This is a genomic window from Gramella jeungdoensis (genome assembly GCF_023805255.1).
GTDB lineage: Bacteria > Bacteroidota > Bacteroidia > Flavobacteriales > Flavobacteriaceae > Christiangramia > Christiangramia jeungdoensis.
Genome location: NZ_JAMSCK010000005.1, coordinates 130,080 through 149,006 on the forward strand (window position 1 = coordinate 130,080; position 18,927 = coordinate 149,006).

17 protein-coding genes are annotated in these 18,927 nt (G+C 36.6%); 8 read left to right on the forward strand and 9 right to left on the reverse strand.

Annotated elements, in window-relative coordinates; translation table 11 throughout:
- Positions 1-8: 8 nt before the first annotated feature.
- The 5 genes from NE848_RS14000 to NE848_RS14020 form a co-directional block, all read right to left on the reverse strand.
- Entirely contained in the window at positions 9-1,403 is a 1,395-nt protein-coding gene (locus tag NE848_RS14000; RefSeq protein ID WP_252114692.1) for a UDP-glucose 6-dehydrogenase, read from the reverse strand.
- A gap of 45 nt (positions 1,404-1,448) precedes the next feature.
- A complete protein-coding gene (locus NE848_RS14005; RefSeq protein WP_252114694.1) occupies positions 1,449-2,732 on the reverse strand; it encodes a nucleotide sugar dehydrogenase in 1,284 nt (427 codons plus the stop codon).
- An 18-nt stretch (positions 2,733-2,750) separates the two neighbouring features.
- Complete coding sequence (locus tag NE848_RS14010) at positions 2,751-3,749, reverse strand: SDR family oxidoreductase (RefSeq protein WP_423748008.1); 999 nt, start codon at positions 3,747-3,749, stop codon at positions 2,751-2,753.
- Between the two features lie 251 nt (positions 3,750-4,000).
- A complete protein-coding gene (locus tag NE848_RS14015) occupies positions 4,001-5,074 on the reverse strand; it encodes a DegT/DnrJ/EryC1/StrS family aminotransferase (protein ID WP_252114698.1) in 1,074 nt (357 codons plus the stop codon).
- A complete protein-coding gene (locus NE848_RS14020; RefSeq protein ID WP_252114700.1) occupies positions 5,071-6,507 on the reverse strand; it encodes a lipopolysaccharide biosynthesis protein in 1,437 nt (478 codons plus the stop codon). Before NE848_RS14020 ends, NE848_RS14015 begins: the two co-directional genes overlap by 4 nt.
- Positions 6,508-6,662: 155 nt before the next feature.
- On the opposite strand from NE848_RS14020, the gene NE848_RS14025 reads away from it, so the two are divergent.
- Both NE848_RS14025 and NE848_RS14030 read left to right on the forward strand, forming a co-directional pair.
- Positions 6,663-7,598, forward strand: coding sequence for an O-fucosyltransferase family protein (locus tag NE848_RS14025; RefSeq protein ID WP_252114702.1), 936 nt, complete (start codon positions 6,663-6,665; stop codon positions 7,596-7,598).
- Between the two features lie 52 nt (positions 7,599-7,650).
- Positions 7,651-8,619 (forward strand): glycosyltransferase family 10 domain-containing protein, encoded by a 969-nt coding sequence (locus NE848_RS14030; RefSeq protein ID WP_252114704.1) that lies wholly within the window; start codon positions 7,651-7,653, stop codon positions 8,617-8,619.
- 2 nt (positions 8,620-8,621) lie between these two features.
- Here NE848_RS14030 and rfbB read toward each other — a convergent pair whose 3' ends face one another.
- Positions 8,622-9,665 carry a dTDP-glucose 4,6-dehydratase gene (gene rfbB / locus NE848_RS14035; RefSeq protein ID WP_252114706.1) on the reverse strand — a complete coding sequence of 348 codons (1,044 nt, stop codon included), beginning with the start codon at positions 9,663-9,665 and terminating at the stop codon, positions 8,622-8,624.
- Positions 9,666-9,797: 132 nt separating this feature from the next.
- The gene (locus NE848_RS14040; RefSeq protein WP_252114708.1) at positions 9,798-10,340 is read right to left on the reverse strand and encodes a hypothetical protein; all 543 of its coding nucleotides are present in this window, start codon (positions 10,338-10,340) and stop codon (positions 9,798-9,800) included.
- Between the two features lie 316 nt (positions 10,341-10,656).
- Here NE848_RS14040 and NE848_RS14045 point away from each other — a divergent pair, with 316 nt between their 5' ends.
- Both NE848_RS14045 and NE848_RS14050 read left to right on the forward strand, forming a co-directional pair.
- A complete protein-coding gene (locus NE848_RS14045; RefSeq protein ID WP_165499085.1) occupies positions 10,657-10,797 on the forward strand; it encodes a hypothetical protein in 141 nt (46 codons plus the stop codon).
- A 96-nt stretch (positions 10,798-10,893) separates the two neighbouring features.
- Entirely contained in the window at positions 10,894-11,124 is a 231-nt protein-coding gene (locus NE848_RS14050; protein ID WP_252114710.1) for a hypothetical protein, read from the forward strand.
- Between the two features lie 297 nt (positions 11,125-11,421).
- On the opposite strand, the gene NE848_RS14055 is transcribed toward NE848_RS14050, so the two are convergent.
- Positions 11,422-12,426, reverse strand: coding sequence for a LacI family DNA-binding transcriptional regulator (locus NE848_RS14055; RefSeq protein WP_252114712.1), 1,005 nt, complete (start codon positions 12,424-12,426; stop codon positions 11,422-11,424).
- Positions 12,427-12,548: 122 nt separating this feature from the next.
- Between NE848_RS14055 and NE848_RS14060 the strand changes: the two genes are divergently transcribed.
- The 4 genes from NE848_RS14060 to NE848_RS14075 all read left to right on the forward strand — a co-directional run bounded on the left by NE848_RS14060 (position 12,549) and on the right by NE848_RS14075 (position 15,078).
- Positions 12,549-13,013 carry a thiol-disulfide oxidoreductase DCC family protein gene (locus NE848_RS14060; protein WP_252114714.1) on the forward strand — a complete coding sequence of 155 codons (465 nt, stop codon included), beginning with the start codon at positions 12,549-12,551 and terminating at the stop codon, positions 13,011-13,013.
- A 243-nt stretch (positions 13,014-13,256) separates the two neighbouring features.
- Positions 13,257-13,583 carry a phosphoribosylpyrophosphate synthetase gene (locus tag NE848_RS14065; RefSeq protein ID WP_252114716.1) on the forward strand — a complete coding sequence of 109 codons (327 nt, stop codon included), beginning with the start codon at positions 13,257-13,259 and terminating at the stop codon, positions 13,581-13,583.
- A gap of 93 nt (positions 13,584-13,676) precedes the next feature.
- Positions 13,677-14,174 (forward strand): Dps family protein, encoded by a 498-nt coding sequence (locus tag NE848_RS14070; protein ID WP_252114718.1) that lies wholly within the window; start codon positions 13,677-13,679, stop codon positions 14,172-14,174.
- Positions 14,175-14,196: 22 nt separating this feature from the next.
- The gene (locus NE848_RS14075) at positions 14,197-15,078 is read left to right on the forward strand and encodes a mechanosensitive ion channel family protein (RefSeq protein WP_252114720.1); all 882 of its coding nucleotides are present in this window, start codon (positions 14,197-14,199) and stop codon (positions 15,076-15,078) included.
- 77 nt (positions 15,079-15,155) lie between these two features.
- On the opposite strand, the gene NE848_RS14080 is transcribed toward NE848_RS14075, so the two are convergent.
- On the reverse strand, positions 15,156-18,875 hold the full coding sequence (locus NE848_RS14080; protein WP_252114722.1) for a metallophosphoesterase: 3,720 nt from the start codon (positions 18,873-18,875) through the stop codon (positions 15,156-15,158).
- Between the last annotated feature and the right edge of the window lie 52 nt (positions 18,876-18,927).

The following is an 18,927-nucleotide window of genomic DNA, read 5'->3' on the forward strand; positions in this document are numbered from 1 at the left end:
ATCTTTTTTTATGATCCGATTGCGTAAAAATCAAAACCAATATCTTCTTTGGTTTTTCTATCAAGTAACCTGCGTCCATCAAAAAGAAAAGCCGGTTTTAGCATATCTTCATATAATTTCTTCCAGTCTAAGGTTCTAAATTCATCCCATTCCGTCAAAACCGCAATGGCATGTGCCTCTTTTCCAGCCTCATAAGGATCCTTTACTACGCTCACCCTCTTCCTGTTTTCTTCCTCGGTTCTTGAATTCAAATAATCAAGATCTGCATATATCTGCTCCTCCTTCACCTTTGGATCGTAGATCACAATTTCTGCCTGTTCATTCAAAAGGTAATCTGCAACATAAATTGAAGCAGATTCACGCGTGTCATTAGTATCTTTCTTGAATGCCCAACCTAAGAAAGCTATCTTCTTACCGGAAACGGTATTGAATAAAGTTTTAACAATATTCGCAGCAAACCTTCTCTTTTGATGATCGTTCATAATTATTACCTGTTCCCAGTAATCAGCAACCTCATATAAACCAAAGGATTTGGCTATATAAACAAGGTTTAGGATATCTTTCTGAAAGCAGGATCCTCCAAATCCAACAGAGGATTTCAGAAATTTTGGTCCTATCCTGGAATCCATCCCGACAGCTCGGGCCACTTCATTAACATCAGCCCCGGTCTTTTCGCAGAGTTCAGACATCGCATTAATACTGGATACTCGTTGGGCAAGAAACGCATTTGCCGTAAGTTTTGAAAGCTCAGAGGACCATACATTTGTAGTTAGGATTCTTTCATTAGGTACCCAATGCGTATATACATCCACAAGAGCCTGAACTGCTTCCTTACCCTTTTTAGTATCAATATCACCCCCTATCAAAACCCTGTCTGGAGACAGCAGATCGTCTACTGCTGTGCCTTCAGCCAGAAACTCAGGATTAGAAAGGATCTGGTAATTTACTCCATTGCCTGTATTATCAAGAATATTTTTAAGAGCCTCAGCGGTCCGCACGGGAAGTGTTGATTTTTCTACAACGATTTTATCACTTTTGGACACCCTCGCTATTTGCCTTGCACACAATTCAATATACTTTAAATCAGCGGCCATACCTTTACCAATTCCATAGGTTTTGGTTGGGGTGTTCACAGAAATAAAGATCATATCAGCCTTATCTATGGCTGAATCAATATCTGTAGAAAAGAATAGGTTTCTTCCCCTAGCCTCAGCTACTATCTTGGATAATCCCGGTTCATAGATTGGAATATTCTCTACATCCTTATCATTCCAGGCGGCTATCCTTTTTTCGTTTATATCTACTACTGTAACATTTATTTCAGGGCATTTCTGAGCAATTACGGCCATGGTAGGTCCACCTACATATCCTGCCCCGATACAACAAATATTCTTTATTTTCATTAATAAGCTTTTATTTAAAGCAACAAGCCCTAAGCAATATTTATTTTATAATTTCCCATCACATTTATCACCTAATACGCCTTTGACATCATAGATTACAGTTTGACCATTTTTCAATTGATCAAAATTTAAAGTCAAAAACTCTTTATGAGCAACTGCCAGAACTACTGCATCAAATTTTTTCTGTGGAAGTTCCTTAACTGTCTTAAGGTCATATTCATGTTTAACCTCTTCCGGATTAGCCAGTGGGTCAAAAACAGTAACATTGGTGCCATATTCCTTAAGGTTCTTAATCACATCTACCACCTTGGTATTTCTCACATCAGGACAGTTTTCCTTAAATGTTATACCTAAAACTAAAATTTCAGCTCCTTTTACTTTCTGGTCATTTTGCAGCATTAACTTCACTACTTCACTTGCGACATACTGCCCCATACTATCATTCATTCTTCGTCCGGCAAGTATAATCTCAGGATGATATCCTATCTCTTGAGCCTTTTGCGCAAGGTAATAAGGATCCACCCCTATGCAATGCCCCCCAACCAGGCCTGGCCTGAACGGAAGGAAATTCCACTTTGTTCCTGCAGCTTCAAGAACTGCCTGCGTATCAATATTCATCATATTGAATATTTTTGCCAGTTCATTGACAAAGGCAATATTGATATCCCTCTGTGAGTTTTCAATAACCTTTGCCGCTTCAGCTACTTTGATGGTAGGTGCTAGATGAGTTCCAGCAGTTATTACCGAAGCATATAGATCATTTACTTTTCCGCCTATTTCAGGAGTGGAACCTGCCGTTACCTTAAGAATTTTTTCAACAGTGTGTTCCTTATCTCCTGGGTTAATCCTTTCGGGTGAATAACCTACATAAAAATCCTTATTAAACTTTAATCCGCTAACTCTTTCAAGAACTGGCACACATTCATCTTCAGTGACTCCCGGATATACAGTAGACTCATAAATTACCACATCCCCTTTCTTCAATACTTTCGCGACTGTATCGCTGCTTTTATATAAAGGTGTTAAATCTGGGCGGTTATTTTTATCAACAGGTGTAGGAACTGTGATTATATAGTAATTGCAATTTTTTATATCCTTCAGGTCGGCTGAACAAAAGAGTCCTTTCTTTTCAGTAGGTTCTTTTACTAATGCGGATTTTAAAAGGTCGTTATCCACCTCTAAAGTTGAATCTACTCCATTTCTCAATTCCTCTATTCTCTTCTCATTAATATCAAAACCAACAACGGAAAATTTTGTTGCAAATAAGCGGGCCAGGGGAAGACCCACATAACCAAGCCCTATGACGGCTATTTTAGTATTCTTTTCCATTAATAATTACCAATTTGTTTATTTTAAATTATGCCAATACCACTTGACAGCTTCTTTCAAGCCTACATCTATTTTGAATTCGGGCTTATAGCCCAGAAGTGTCTCGGCTTTCTCAATTGAAGCTAATGAATGAGGTATATCTCCAGGCCTATTAGGACCATGTTCTACTTTTATATCGGCTATAGTTGAATCATATTCTGATAGATGCTTCTTTAAAAGCTGGGTCAGCTCCACCAAATTTGTTCTATCTCCTACGGCAGTATTATAAATCTGATTAACTGCATCCTTATTCTGGGTGGTAATTGACAATAAATTCATTTGAATTACATTATCTATATAAGTAAAGTCCCTGGAATAAGTGCCATCTCCATTTATGATCGGGCTTTTATGCTCCATAAATTGCATTACAAATTTTGGAATAACGGCGGCATAAGCTCCGTTTGGATCTTGTTTTCTTCCAAAAACATTAAAGTATCGTAGACCTATAGTATCTAAACCATATGATTTATGAAATATATCAGCATACAATTCATTTACATATTTTGTGATCGCATATGGAGAAAGAGGTTTTCCTATTTCATCTTCAATTTTAGGAAGTTTTTCAGAGTCACCATAAGTTGAGGAACTGGCAGCATACACAAACCTTTTCACACCTGCGTCCCTACCGGCAACTAACATATTTAAAAAACCGGAAACATTTACTTCATTGCTGGTGATTGGATCATTAATAGACCTTGGAACAGATCCCAATGCTGCTTCATGTAAAATATAATCCACCCCATCACAGGCTTTTTTACATGTCTCTAAATTCCTGATGTCACCTTCGATCAATTCAAATTTTGAATGATCGTTAATGGCTTCTAAATTTTTTTTGTGACCTGTGGAAAAATTATCAAGACAAACGACAGATGCATTTAACTCTAATAAAGTTTCACAAAGATTTGAACCAATAAATCCTCCTCCTCCTGTAACTAATATTTTAGAAGAGGAAATCGTTTCTTTTTGAGATTCAGTAATCAAGATTTATAACTTTAACATTTTGCAGTGGGCAAATATAAAATATCTCAATTAAGAATTGTTCAAGACAATCTTAAAGAATTGCCAAAACTATCGAATTAATTGAGATGGTTATTGAACAGAAAATTTATCTTTTAAATTTATGCGCCGGTCCATTAATCCCTCCCAAATTATATTTAATTCAATAAAACAATTCTTGTCCTGAATTTAACCATCCCAAACAAAGAAAATTTCCTTTCTTTAATTTCTCATCAAATACTGCTATTAATTATTTTGGAAATTTTTACTACCTCCTTTTCCTTCAGATCAAAAGCTAAAGGTAAGCACAATATTCGTTCTGCTATGCTTTCCGAAATTGCCATTGGTCCTGCGGTCACATAAGGCAATTTATTAAGCGAGGGATAAAAATATCTTCTGGGAAAAACCCCGTGCTCATTTAATTTTTTTTGAACCTTAAATAACAACTTGTCGCTTTCAAAGATTACCGGATAATAGGAATAGTTCCATTCAGTAAATTCCCTAATAGCAAGTTTTCTATATCCATGGACATTTAAGTAGGTGTCATACCAATTCGAAATCTGCTCGAGATTAGTTTTAATGGTATCTATATAAGGTAACACCGCTAATCCCATACCTGCTTGCAATTCGCTCATTTTTGCATTAATTCCTAGACCATGATAGGCCAGCTCTCCCTCATGACCAAAGTTATGCCGATAAAACAACTGTTCATGCAATGACCTGTTTTCTGTAATAATGGCCCCTCCCTCACCCGTATGGAAGAGTTTTGTGGCATGAAAACTACAGGTACTTAAATTCCCATAATTAAAAATGGATCGTTTTTTATATTTAACCCCAAAACAGTGTGCGGCATCATAGATCACTTTTAAAGAATGTTTTCTGGCGATTTTCTCTATAGCTTCAACATTACATGGGTTCCCAAAAACATGTGTAGCCAGAATGAGAGTCGTGCGCGGGGTAATAACATCTTCAATTTTCCTTTCATCGATAGATAAATAGTCAGGATCAATATCTACAAAAACAGGCGTACATTTTTCCCAGACTATGCTTGAAGTGGTAGCTACATAACTAAAAGGAGTAGTGATTATCTCTCCTTCATTGCCTAACAGGTTAAGCGCTATTTGTAAAGGCAATGTCCCATTTGCAGTAAGAATTATATTATCAACTTCTAATCTTTCTTTCAATTTCTTTCTCAGTTCCAAATGCAACTTCCCTCCATTTGCAATCTGGTTAGAATGCCATATTTCTTCCAAAATCCGGTCGTATTCCTCTTTGGGAGGAAGAAATGTCTTGGTCACATTAATCATCTATTCTTTATTAAGTTAATGATTTCATTATAAGATTTCATTTTTAAAAGCTTTGCTGACAAGAGATAAAAAAGCACCCCTGACACCCCTCCAATAACAATCCTATATAGATCTATCAAGTTTCCTAAAATAAATCTATCCTCCAATGAAATTACCAATCCACTAATAGCCGCTAATAAGATAATGGGGATCACGTCTCTAAGTTGTTGTAAAGCCGTATAGTCTATATATTTTCCAGTATAGTGAGCATTGATAAAAAATGCCATTAACGAGACAAATACCTGGCTATAAAGTAAAGCCATAATGCCAAAAGGCAAGGTTACAAGCAGAGTAATTAGAATTAATATTTTCTTTACTATCTCAAGTTTTAAGAACAAATCACTTCTACCCTTAACATTTAAAACATCAAGATTATAAGAATGTAATGGGAACATTATCCCGGTAACGCAAAGTACCTGAAAATAAGGAACAGCTGGCAACCACTTTTCGGTAAAAAGAAACCTGAAAATTGGTTCAGCCAGAAAAGCCAAAAAAATTAAGACAGGTGCAATAATAAAAATTACCATTTTCATCAACTTACTATAAACCACTCTCAAACGTTTGTCATCTCTCTGGATTTTCACGAACAACGGAAATGTAACCTTACCAAGGGCTTTGGATATATTTTTCACAGGGAGTTGATTCATTGTTTCAGCACGTGTATAGAACCCGACCTGTGCAGCTGAAAAACTTTTACCAATTGCTATTAAAAATATGTTATTAAAGATCCTGTTAAGCAAGTCTGATAATATTAATTTATATCCAAAATTAAGATGCTTGCCTAATTTTTTAGGATCAAACTTAAAAATTGGAAACCATTTTGAGTAAATCCATATTTGGGCGGTGTTTGCAAGAGATAAGAACAAATTACTCCAAACCAGACTCCAAACTCCATAACCATTCATCGCCATCCAGACTCCAATTATCCCACCAATTATAGCAGAGGGAATAGCTATAATCGTCTGGGTTTTAAAGTTCATCACCTTGGTTAAACGGGCGAATTGGACTGAAGATAACGCATTAATGATAAGAGAAATACTATAAATCCTCAGAATTGAGGTCAACAACGGTTCTTCATAAAACGACGACACCAAGGGCGCCAGTAAATATATTATTCCATAAATAACGACACTGGCACTTACCTGAAAAAAAAAAATTGTAGAATAATCAGTTTGATTACAGTCTGTATCCCTTATTAAAGAATTAGTTGTACCACCTTCCAGAAGAGCACCCCCAACAGACACTACCACTGCAATCATACCTATCAATCCAAACTCTTCAGGGAGCAGGATTCTGGCCAAAACCAGGGAAACCACAAATCCAATGACCTGATTCCCAAATTGCTGGGTAAACGTCCAAACGAGACTTGTAGCAGCTTTCTTCTTTAAAGACATTGAGTAATTATAACCAAATGATGATTTTATTGCTAAACGAAGATATTAAATTTTAAATACCAATCTTTACCACTGCTCCGGTGAATTAAAAATTTCCTTATGAACAACATTTTATATTTTTGAAAACACTTTGCTATTTTGAACCAGCCGTACTAATGAATAAAAAGATATTATTACGAAACTATACCAGACTCAATAACTCTTTCACTAAGACTTTGACCTTTAATATTGGAGCTGATGCGGGTTTCTTTTCAGAATTCAACAATATGGTCTTTGCGATTCTTTATTGTTTGGAAAACAAAATCAGGTTCAGACTATATTCCAAAAAAGCTAATTTTTCAGTTGAACATGGATGGCGTGACTTTTTTGAACCTTTCTGCGAAGAAAAGACTTCTTTTCTTCATTATCGATATAATAGGCGAGCATACCAGATTCAGAATCAAAGAAAGCTGCCTCCTAAAATTCTAAAAGTTATAAGCGGGGATACTTATCTAACCCAGGATATCTGGAATTCCATAAGGAACAAGGATTTCGCTCAAAAAAAATTTAATATCCCAGAATTGGAAATAGAAGAAGCTAACCTTTTAGACGCTTCTAAGGTGATTATTAAAATGATTTGGCACTATAATCAAGAAAGCAAGGAATTTGTTGATCAATATAAGAACAGTATTTTCTTGCCAGAAGATTATTTAAGTATGCACATAAGAGCTGGAGACAAATCAAATGAAACGGATATTTTCCATATTCATAATTACATTAAAATTGCTTCTAAAATAACCAATATCCGGGAAGCATTCATTTTAACCGATGATTATAGGATAATCGAAAATTTGGAAAAAGATTATCCTGAATGGTGGTTCTGTTCACTATGTGAGAAAAACGAGAAAGGGTATATTCATTCAGATTTCAAAATGCTGGATTGTTCCAGAAAACGTCTTCTCCAATTAAAATTGTTTGCCAGTATTGATATTTGTGCACAATCCTCACATTTTATAGGTACTTTTAGTTCAAATCCCGGAATGTACATGGGAATGCGAATAGGAGAAGAAAAATGTACAGGGATTGACCATGACAGCTGGGTGCTATGGTAAATTGAATACCGGTCAGTAATATCTATAGTTGAAAATTTTTAAATAACTGTTCATGAAGAAGATCCGTATATGGTTTTCAGATTTCTATCCGGGTTTTAATCCCAAGGAGAATCCATTTATTAAGCTCTTATCCAAGAAGTTTGAAATCATATTCGATGATCAAAATCCTGATTTCTTAATTTATTCATGTTATGGGCTTGATTTTCTTAAATATGATTGCGTTCGTATTTTTTATACAGGGGAAAATCTAAGGCCTGATTTCAATTTATGCGACTATGCCATTGGATTCGACTACCTGGATTTTGGAGACAGGTATCTTAGATTTCCCAATTTTGCTCTTTTTGAGGGACAATTCAATAAATTGATCGATAATGATAGACATGTGCCGGAAAAGAAATACTTCTGTAATTTTATTTATTCTAATAATAAAGCCAACCCTATAAGAGATCGTTTTTATTTTATGCTGAATGAATACAAACCCATTACCTCCCCAGGCAAGCATCTCAATAATTCCAATATCGATATAGGCAAAAGAAACGATCCCGCTTGGATGTTCTCCAAACTGGACTTTCAATCACAATGTAAATTTACCATAGCATTTGAGAACTCTTCTTCTCCAGGATATACGACCGAAAAACTGATGCACGCCTTTTTAGCGAACAGTATACCAATATATTGGGGAGATCCATTAGTCGAAAAAGATTTTAATTCCAGGGCTTTTATAAACTGTCACCGCTATAACTCCCTGGAAGAGGTTGTACAAAGGATAAAAGAGCTGGATAAGAATAATGAAAAATATAGTGCGATGCTGAATGAAAAGCCATTTGCACAGGATCAAATTCCTGAAAACCTTTCCAAACAAAAAGTCATTGAGTTTTTGGAAATGATTTTTAATCAAAATCTCAGGGAAGCAATAAGAAGGCCTAAGTATGGGACAACTCTGAATTATGAAAACCAACTAAAAACCTTACATAAAAACAATAAGAAGAGAATAAAACTTAATCCCCGAAACTGGTTTTAACCCTATTCATATTGTTTCTTGTAATAGTCACGATATGCCCCACTGGTAATATTCGATAACCATTTCTGATTATCCAGGTACCAGTCAATGGTCTTATCAAGCCCTTCTTCAAAAGTAACCGAAGGTTGCCATCCTAGTTCTCTTTCTATCTTAGAAGCATCTATGGCATAACGTTTATCATGACCTGGCCTATCCTTGACAAAGTTTATCAGGTTTCCTGAAGTTCCCGGTTCTCTTTGAAGTTTTTTATCCATCAATTCACATAGCAACTTAACCAGTTCTATATTTTTCCATTCATTAAAACCTCCTACAATATAGGTTTCACCGGAGGTTCCTTTATGAAAAATAAGATCTATGGCTCGTGCGTGATCAATAACATATAACCAGTCCCTGGTATAGTTCCCGTCCCCATATACAGGAAGCAGATCTTTTTCAATTATATTATTAATGAAAAGTGGGATCAACTTTTCTGGAAACTGATTTGGTCCATAGTTATTAGAGCAATTGGAAATAGCATAAGGAAGGCCATAGGTTTCACCATAAGCCCTCACAAAATGATCTGAACTTGCTTTGGATGCAGAATAAGGAGAGTTGGGAGAATAGGCAGTTTCTTCAGTAAATAGCCCCTTTTCCCCCAGAGTACCATAAACTTCGTCTGTGCTGATATGATAAAATCTCTTATTTGCCCTGGCCTCCTTCCATTGGTCCCTTGCTGCGTTCAGCAAATTTAAGGTCCCCATAATATTGGTTTTTACAAACGCCAAAGGATCGGCTATTGAACGGTCCACATGTGATTCAGCCGCCAAATGTATTACACCATCAAATCTATGATCTTCGAAAAGTTTTTTGATAAAACTTTCGTGAGTAATATCACCGCGTAAAAACTCATAATTTGGACTGTCTTCAATATCCCTTAAATTTTCAAGGTTACCCGCATAGGTTAAAGCATCCAGATTAAAAATTTTATAGGTCGGATAATTTTTTACAAAATACCGAACTACATGTGAACCAATAAAGCCCGCACCGCCGGTTATAAGTATATTCATTCTTCTTGCTTTGAGCACAGGGATTAAATAATATTAGTAAAGAATCTAGACTTTAATATTTTTCTTTATCGCGAATATAGAGATATAATTCTTTATTCTTCAATTCAAAAAACGTGAACGGTAATATCAATATTACTTGGAAAAATATATAACTCCCTTTTTTTTAATTTTAGCATATCCACTTTCTTTAAAGAATTGATCTATTTGTAATGTAGAATTTTGAATCCTATCGGGATAATTATCAATGAAAAATATGGCAGCCTTATCAAAGCCCTCAATTTTTTGCTGGAGAAAATCGGAATTTAATAAAGAGTCACTTGTTTGAAAGAATGATGTGGAATCCAAAGCTGACCCTGGATACAGATAGGATAAGATTTGACTTTTATTCCCATAAAAATAAACCTGAATCCCTTCATTCTTTAGGTGATCAACTTCTTTATCTACCTTATCTAAAAACAGCTTTCTTGACTGTGTAGTCCTGATTGGGTGGAGTAACTCATGGCCAGGTGTTTGCCCTAATTGATATAACCTACCATCCTCATAGACCGCATTTATTTTTTCAATAAAGGAGAATGGCACGATAATCAACAATAGCGTAATAATTATCTTTCTTGAATTTACCCCCCCATTTACCAGGATAACGGGAAATAGAACAAATAAAAAAGATGATTTCAACAAGCCTGTATTTGACCCGAACGGATTCACAAAAAGAAAAAGCATAAAGGTAACCAACATTATTCTGTAACGATTGCCAGCCTTCAGATCAAAAAACTGAAAAACACTATACACTAAGCCCAACGATGTTAGAAACAGGGAATAAGATCTGGAATATTTGGTATGAATTATAAAAGCACTTAGAAAAAGAATCAGGAAGATAATTACAAGCATAGGAACATACTTGTTTTTTCCCTTTCTTTTAATTAAAAGATAACAAAGAAAAATTACCGTAGAGTAGAATAACAGAGTAAGACCATCCATAAAATAATTCAATATGAGCAGTCTTATATTATGGTATTTACCATTCGTTATAAAGCTCTCTCCAAAATTCGGCTCAGAAGAAAACATTAGAAGATATCCCCCTGCGATAAAACCTAATGATAGAATGAAGAATATCAATGATCTTTTTACATAAATCTTAAAGCCTCTCCCCGTTAAGAGCTTATCAATTAGAAGAATTATCGGTATTAATATTACTAAAATAATATTCGGAAGTCTTATAAATACAGCTATGGCACAGAGAAGGGCCAGAAGACTAAGCTTAACGGGAGTCATCTCTCTCATAAAGGTGATGAACGAGGTGAAAATAATACTGGTTATAAAAAGTGTGAAAGTATCAAAACCTAAAACATTAGCATTTAGAGGTGTAATTATCACCAGTACAATCGATAATACAAAAAGCAACTCTCTCCGACTTGCCCTGTGTTTCAGGGAAATAACGGGAATTAAAGCTGATAAATAAATAAGAAGAGCATTAAAAAAGCGTATCACCAGCAAATTCTTCCCAAAAAATTCTATCCACTGTTTAATTAATACTGAGCTTAAAAAAAATTTATGCTGGGACCAGTCATTAGAATTATGAATAGCCTGATTAAGATGATAAAAGCCATCTGTAAAATCAAGGCCAAAAAAAATAACGGAAAAGAAATAAGCGGTTGCTAATAGAAAGATCAGAAAAACGAGGAATCTGCTCTTAATTAAATTCAGGTTAGAAAATCTCTCTATATCTCCCAAATTAGTTGGATTATCAATCTTTCATTCAAAACCTCGTCGATTCCAAATGCACCAGGCTGGTGGTAATGATCTCTTCCCGGAATTTTCCCGGCTCATAAACTCCTTCTAGTCGGTTGTTTAGCAGATCTACGGCCCTGGAGCCGACTTCCTGAGGATGTTGCTCTATATAACTTAAAGACGGTGTTAGGAACTCAGCCACTTCCTTGCTTATATAACCGATTATTTTAAGATCTTCAGGAACTTTGATTTTCTCTTCATAGGCTATTCGGGTTGCCATGATCGTGCTTTCAAAATCGGTACAGAGAAGAGCTTCTACTTTATCTTTAGTGAAAAGGGATTTTATTTTTTTTCTTAGGTCTGCAGGCTTTGAGCTTTTTGCCAGGTAATGATGGGTGTCTTCCAGAGCTTTTTCATAACCCCTGATTCTCAGTTTTCCGATTCCAACATGATGAATTGCGGACGCAAGGCCTATCTTCTCAACCCCTCGGGATCTGAAAAAATTGGCAGCATCAAAAAAGCTGTTCTCGTCATCCACTCCAATCTTGTCGGCTGGAAGGTCAATGTTTATCCTGTCATATACAACCACTGGAATATCATAGTCCACCAGGGAGAACAAATGATCATACTCCTGTTTTTTCTGGGTTTCTTCAGATACGGCTATCAAAACTCCATCTACGAAACCAGAGGTGAGCATATCGCAGATCTGCTTTTCCCTTTCCAGTGATTCATTCGATATATAGGTGATCACCTGCTGATCATGTTTCTGCGCTTCGGCCTCCATCCCTGAAAGTACACGGGCAAAAAAACTATTGGAAATATTCGGAATTACCACCCCTATTGTTCCGGTTTTACTTTTTTTAAGGTTAACCGCAACAGGATTAGGTTTATAATTATGTAAACGGGCTAGTTCTTTTACCCGTTCTGCAGTTTTCGGGCTTATCTCAGGAGAATCATTAAGGGCCTTAGAGACAGTAGAAACGGAAACATTAAGCAGTTTTGCAAGTTCCTTTAAGGTTATTTTACTTTTCATAGGCCCATAGCATATTAGTGTATAAAGGTTAAAAAAATACTCAAATACCACAACTAAAAAGTTAATTTTGGATTTAAGAAAACCTCTATTCATAGATAGTGTAGTAAGCAAATATAGCATGTATGTTCAAAAAGTTTGAGAAAACATCCCATCCACCAGCCTTCAATGTAATGGTCTGGGATGGAAAATGCGGTTTCTGCAAATTCTGGAAAAGCCGTTGGGAAAGGAAGACGGAAGGTTTACTGCAATTCAAAACTTACCAGGATTATGCTGAGAATTTTCCTGATATCCCATTGAAAGAATTTAAAAAAGCGAGCAGGCTTATTGAAACTGATGGGAAAATTTACAGCGGACCCGATTCCGCATACAGAAGTTTATGGCATGCCGGCAATAATAAATGGCATCTATGGTATTCCAAATATTCATGGTTTAGATCATTAAGCGATCATGCATATAACCATATAGCAAAGAACAGACACTTTTACTTTCAAGTAACGAAACTTCTATTTGGTAAAGAGCCTCTAAAACTTAAGCCTTACTGGCTTTTGTATCTATTGGTAATAATTTTAATATTAGCAATGTTATGAAAATACCCAAATCATACTGGTTCTATATCATTGCAGCGATTGTAACCATAATAGGGATAATAACAGGGTGGTATTTCTTTTTATTGATCATCTTCCCGCTGAGTATTTTCAGTTCTAATAAAAAGCAAAAATAATCTTAAGAATTAGGTTTCCAAACCGAGTTAAACTTATCCTAAACAGCCCGGAGTATTTGCTAAAATGGGCCTTTCACTGTAATTTAAATTTGAATTAAAATTCAAAAAAATGAAAGATTACGGTACATTATCTCAAGCTATCAACAAATTGAAACTCGAAGAAGGTTATGAGCACGACTTTAACCTGCTCGATGAACAAATTGAGTTAAAATCTAAAAACGAAACCTTTGGTGTGGAAGAATTTGAGGTAGATAAGGTTCTTCGGTTTGAAGGAATGAGTGATCCCGATGATAATGCCATACTATATGCGATAACCACTACCAATAATAGAAAAGGTGTACTGGTTGATGCTTATGGAATGTATAGCGGCCAGGTTTCTCAAAAAATGCTGGACAAGCTAGATCTAAAGGATCATCGCGATATAGAAGAATCCTAGTTAAACTTCTATTAAAATCCCCTGCCAGAATTGGGCAAATAACTAAATCATTGTAATTTTATATTGAAACAAAAAAAACAATAACTAAAAACTATGAATTATTTAGGTTTGGATTCTAATAAAACAAAAAAAACAGTTGAAGAACTGAATGTCCTTTTAGCTGATTATCATTTGTACTATCAAAAATTGAGGAACTTTCACTGGAATATTATAGGCAAGAATTTCTTCGACCTACATGAAAAATTTGAAGAGCTTTATGAGGATGCCAAAATAAAGGTTGATGAAATAGCTGAAAGAATTCTCACCTTAAGGTTTCAACCAACCAGCAATCTTAGTGAGTATTTAAAAGATTCCAATTTGAAGGAATCTCCTTCTGATATTTCTGACAGCAAAATGATTGGAATTTTACTGGAAGATCACAGTTTAATCTTAAAGCAAATGAGAAAGGTGATTAAAACTGCCGATGAGGCGGGTGACGAAGGAACCATAGACCTTATTGGTGCATATATTCGTGAAATGGAAAAAACAAGCTGGATGCTTGATGCATGGAAAATGAAGACCAGTGAGCACCATAAACCTGTCAAGAAATAATATTCAGTACTAACAAATCAATATGGACGAATTTAATATCCGGGATTCAGTAAAAGGTATATGGGATAAATTAGGCGGATGGCTGGATTCATTAATCCTTAATCTGCCTAATTTTCTTTTGGCCGTAATTGTATTTATTCTGTTTGTGGTGATTGCCAAGTATGTAGGCAGAATATTTGGAAGGATCACCAGAAAACGAATAAAACAGGATTCTATCAGATTGATGGTGGTAAAAGTCATCAAAGCGGTTGTAATCCTGATAGGTTTTTTCATATCCCTTGAATTATTGAATCTGGATAAATTGCTCACCTCTGTTCTGGCTGGTGCTGGAGTTGTAGGATTGGCAATAGGTCTTGCCCTTCAGGGTACCCTTAACAACACTTTTTCGGGACTTATTCTTAGTTTCCTGCCAGAATTACAAATTGGTGACTGGGTTGAAACCAATGGCTATGCCGGTACGGTTACCGAAATAAACCTGAGAAATATTGTTATCAAGCAATCAGATAATAACTACGTGGTAATTCCCAATTCAAAGATAATCGAGGAACCGTTTAAGAATTTCTCCAGAACGCCTAGATCCAGGATCTTTGTGAATTGTGGTGTTGGTTATGAATCAGATCTGGAAATGGTAAGAGACCTAACCCTGGAAGTGATACAAGATCATTTTCCCCAACGTGGGAATGAAGAAGTTGAATTTCTTTATCAGGAATTTGGAGATAGTTCAATAAATTATGTAGTAAGATTCTGGGCAGATGTCACAAAAAACAGGGATATCCTGGTTGCACAGAATAAAGCAATAATTGCCATCAAGAAAGCCTATGATGCTAAAGGAGTGAATATCCCATTCCCTATAAGAACTATAGATTTTAAAAATCAGCTTTCTATAAATAAAAATGCAGAATAGAAGCTTAGTTTATAATCTCAAAATAAAAAAGCCGTCTATATTAGACGGCTTTTTTAATTTATATAGTGAGGCCTGGATCAGAACTTAAGTCCAATACCAAATTCAAAGCGTGTTCCTTCACCACCTGCAAATAAGCTAAAGGTTCCCTGAATAGCATCTGCACTATTTATCCATAATCCGCCTCCATAGCTATCATGCCATAAATCACTATTCTTTCCATCTAACCAAACCCGACCAAGATCATACCCTCCAAATACTCCAAGCTGAAATGGCAGAAAGCTTGTTTTCACCGTATTGAATGAATAGCGTAGGTCTGCCCCGGTTCCAAAAGAACTTTTCCCCGTATATCGTTCAAGTCTATAACCTCTCAACCCACTATCTGCTCCTAATTGGGCGGCCTGGTAAAACTCAAACTCCTGCCCTATATTGATATGGGCCTCTGCCCTGGTTTTAAGTACCAGTTTCCTGTTTCTTGTAAGCGCATTATAAAATCCCATATACGGTTTAAAATAACCATATTGGCGATCAATGTCAGCTGTGTTCAGCTTAGCACCAAGATTAAGTTCAAAGAGCATTCCCCGGGTGGGGTTCAACCTATTATCATAACTTTCATACCTGTACATTGCATCAACCCCGGCAAAATACTTTCTTTGGAAGAATTTAGGATCATTAGTCGTAAATTCTTCAGTAACGAAACGGCCTTCTGTATCCTGAACTTCAACCCCTTCAAAGCTGGCTGTAAATCCAAAGAAGCTACCAAACGGTGTTTTATTTACAAGTGCAGCCTTAACCCCTATTTTACTTAAGCCTACCCGATTATAATCCAAACCTACTTCATCCTCATAATTTAGAGTTTCATTACCAAAGCCGAAGAAGTTTTCCGAAAATTTAGGACTTGCGAAATTCACTCCTACCTGTAAATTGTATTTTCCTACAATACTTGCAAACTCGGCTTCATAATCCAAAGCAAATCCATTTGTGGCAGAATGAAATTCAGCCGAGAAAGTATGCTGTGAAGTAAAAGGGTTTCGCTTGAATTTATTGATAGACTTTATAAATTTTAGTCCGAAAGTATATCCATGATCGGGATTATATCCCAGGTCTGGCAAAATAGTTCCTGATGAAAATGTCTTCTTATCCTTATCGTAGGTATTTATTTCATAATTATCAGTAAACCTGAATTTAGCATTCTCGGCCTTTTTTACGGTATTCGGAAGCGATTTATGATCATATATCTTTAAATTCCTACCGTTTTCAATTGTATAGACATCGTTGTTCTGCCCACCAATTATCCGAACAAAGATCTTTTCGGGGCCGGTACCTTTTACCAGAATCTTATCATCATCATCCAGACCATATACCCAGATCTCCTCAGTTTCATCGGCTTTATATATTTTATCACTAAGGTCTTCGGCTCTTTCACCATCCTTATTTCTGGTCACAGTGACCCGGGTATTCCCATCAGGCAATCTTTCAACATCTATAAAATCATCCTTATCTGTTCCAGTGACAATCGCCAGGTTAGCCAAATGATCATAATACCTCATGGCAATATCCACAATATTGTTCCTTCGGCCTTTGACGTTTTCCATCAGCTCCTCTGATGCTTCTCCTCTGGTTTCTTCTGGTAGGTTTGCAAAGGCTTCTTCTATTACTTCGTCAGTAATATTGTTCTTAATGAACTCTGCCTGCTCCTTCCAGGTTTCCTTTCCTGTATTTTGCAAAAGGGATCTATCCAATCCAAGCGCAGCAATATTGAACCATTCAACATCATGAATATCATCGCCATAGACCGCGAACTGATTCGCGAATCCTGTTAAAGCTCTTAATGTTCCGAAAAATGCACCATCAAAATTCGAAAATACCTGGTCACGGTCCCGGGGAATGGGCTTAAAGTGGTGATTACCTTCACTATCTTCTATTTCAGCCCAACGCCACTGATTCTGGTGCCTATCCCAATCCCCTATAAGCATATCAAAAATTCGGGCTCTAACATAGGAATCCTCATCAAGGATATATTTTTCATCGCGCCTTAATCTTTCAAGCATGCCGTCAGTACCGACAATATCATGATCAGGACTTCCGAAATACTCATACCCCTTCCAGGTTTCTTCGGGTCTTTCAACGATCATATATATATCATCTCCATGAACTGAGTTATACTTACCCAGGGCCTCCTGCTTTGGGAGATAGAAAATTTTGGGGTTGGTATGATATACATCGGCTGCCTGACTTAGCCTGGGCACAACAAGAAAACCATAAGGATGGGCAGCAGTATAAAAATCGGTCATTAGATCCTCTGCCACGGTATTCTCCAACTTATCTTCAACCGGCTGATTTTTAAAAGCTACATTCTGAAGAAACCTTAAAGCATCCTTCCTAACTCTCCTGATATTATAAACTCTACCGAGGCTGTCTTCTACACGTAAGGAAACTGTTTGGTGGCCTCCTGCTTCCCTAACGACCTTAAGTCCACCATACAGAGTATCCAGATCGGCTACCGGAAGGGTAACATCGGTACCATATAATTCCCTATATCTTTTTCCCCAAACTGTATTATATACCGGGCTCTTCTCGGTTTCTTCCTCCTTATAAATGGAAGTCGTCATGGTTGGCGGAAAACTATCAGGATAATCCTTAAATTCGAACGGTACAGGAGTCTCATAAACCTGCCTCTGATAAAGCAACTTAGGTTTATTATCCTCATTGCCATAAAAACTTATCCAGGAAGAACCATCCTTAAAAATATCCAGAACTGCAAACCCCTGTCCATTATAGGCAAAAAGACCATCATTACTTAAAGTTGCGTATGTAGCCTTGGACCCAGAACCAGAAACTACCTGCTTCACACTATCGTGTTCTATGTATTGAAGTGAGTGTTCATGACCCGATACAAAGATCATTCTCTCAGCACTTCTTGCAATATTAGACAATCGGGTTGCTAATGATTTATAACGGTTATTCTGGGCATCCTGAATGGATACTCCTCCGGTTGTTCTTATTAGAGTTGCAAGAGATCCCAGTATTGGAATTGGGATTTTCTTTTGAGAAGGATAGATATGCCTGTCAAAACTATACTGACCGCCGTGAACCCCATTTGTATAAACCGGGTGGTGAAGGGCCAGAACAATGGTTTTATTCTGATGGTCTTCAATTTCTGACTCCAGTTCGAGGAACATAGCCTCTCTGGTCTTTATTTGCTCACAATTATCATTTATTCTTGGGTTTTGATCCCAGTCTTCCAGGTACCACTGCGAGTCTATAACGATCAATTGGATATTTTCGGTAATCTCCACAGATTGCATTCCACATCCAATTTTAGGGCTCCAGACCAGGATATCCTTAAACTTTTCAGTTAAATAATCCTTTTGCCTTTCCAGACCATTCAGTTTTTCGTTATACCAGTCGTGGTTCCCAGGAATCACCACAACCCTTCCTTTATAGTTCTCAATCGCATCAAGTTGGGCATCCAGGCGATATTCTGCTGCTTCACGTTCCGGTGAATCTTTAGGAGGCATCCCGTCTGGATAGATATTATCTCCAAGAAAAATGGTGTAGTTTTCAGTCTTATTGACCGAATCTAGAAATGTCTTAAAAGCAATCAGGCCAAGAGAAGTTCCTCCCGGTGGTGAATACCCACCATCCCCAAGCAGATAAAAGGACTTTTCAATTTCTTTGGTTTCAGGGTAATTGAAATTGGATTCTGGTTCACCTTCTTTGTATTTTGGTTTAACCGTAGCACATGCAAAAACGAGGAATAATGCTAGGAAATAGGCTGAAAGTTTAACTTTTCTCATAGAAAATATTGGTCGATTTTTTTTGTAATTTGGTCAATGTATCTAAGAACTT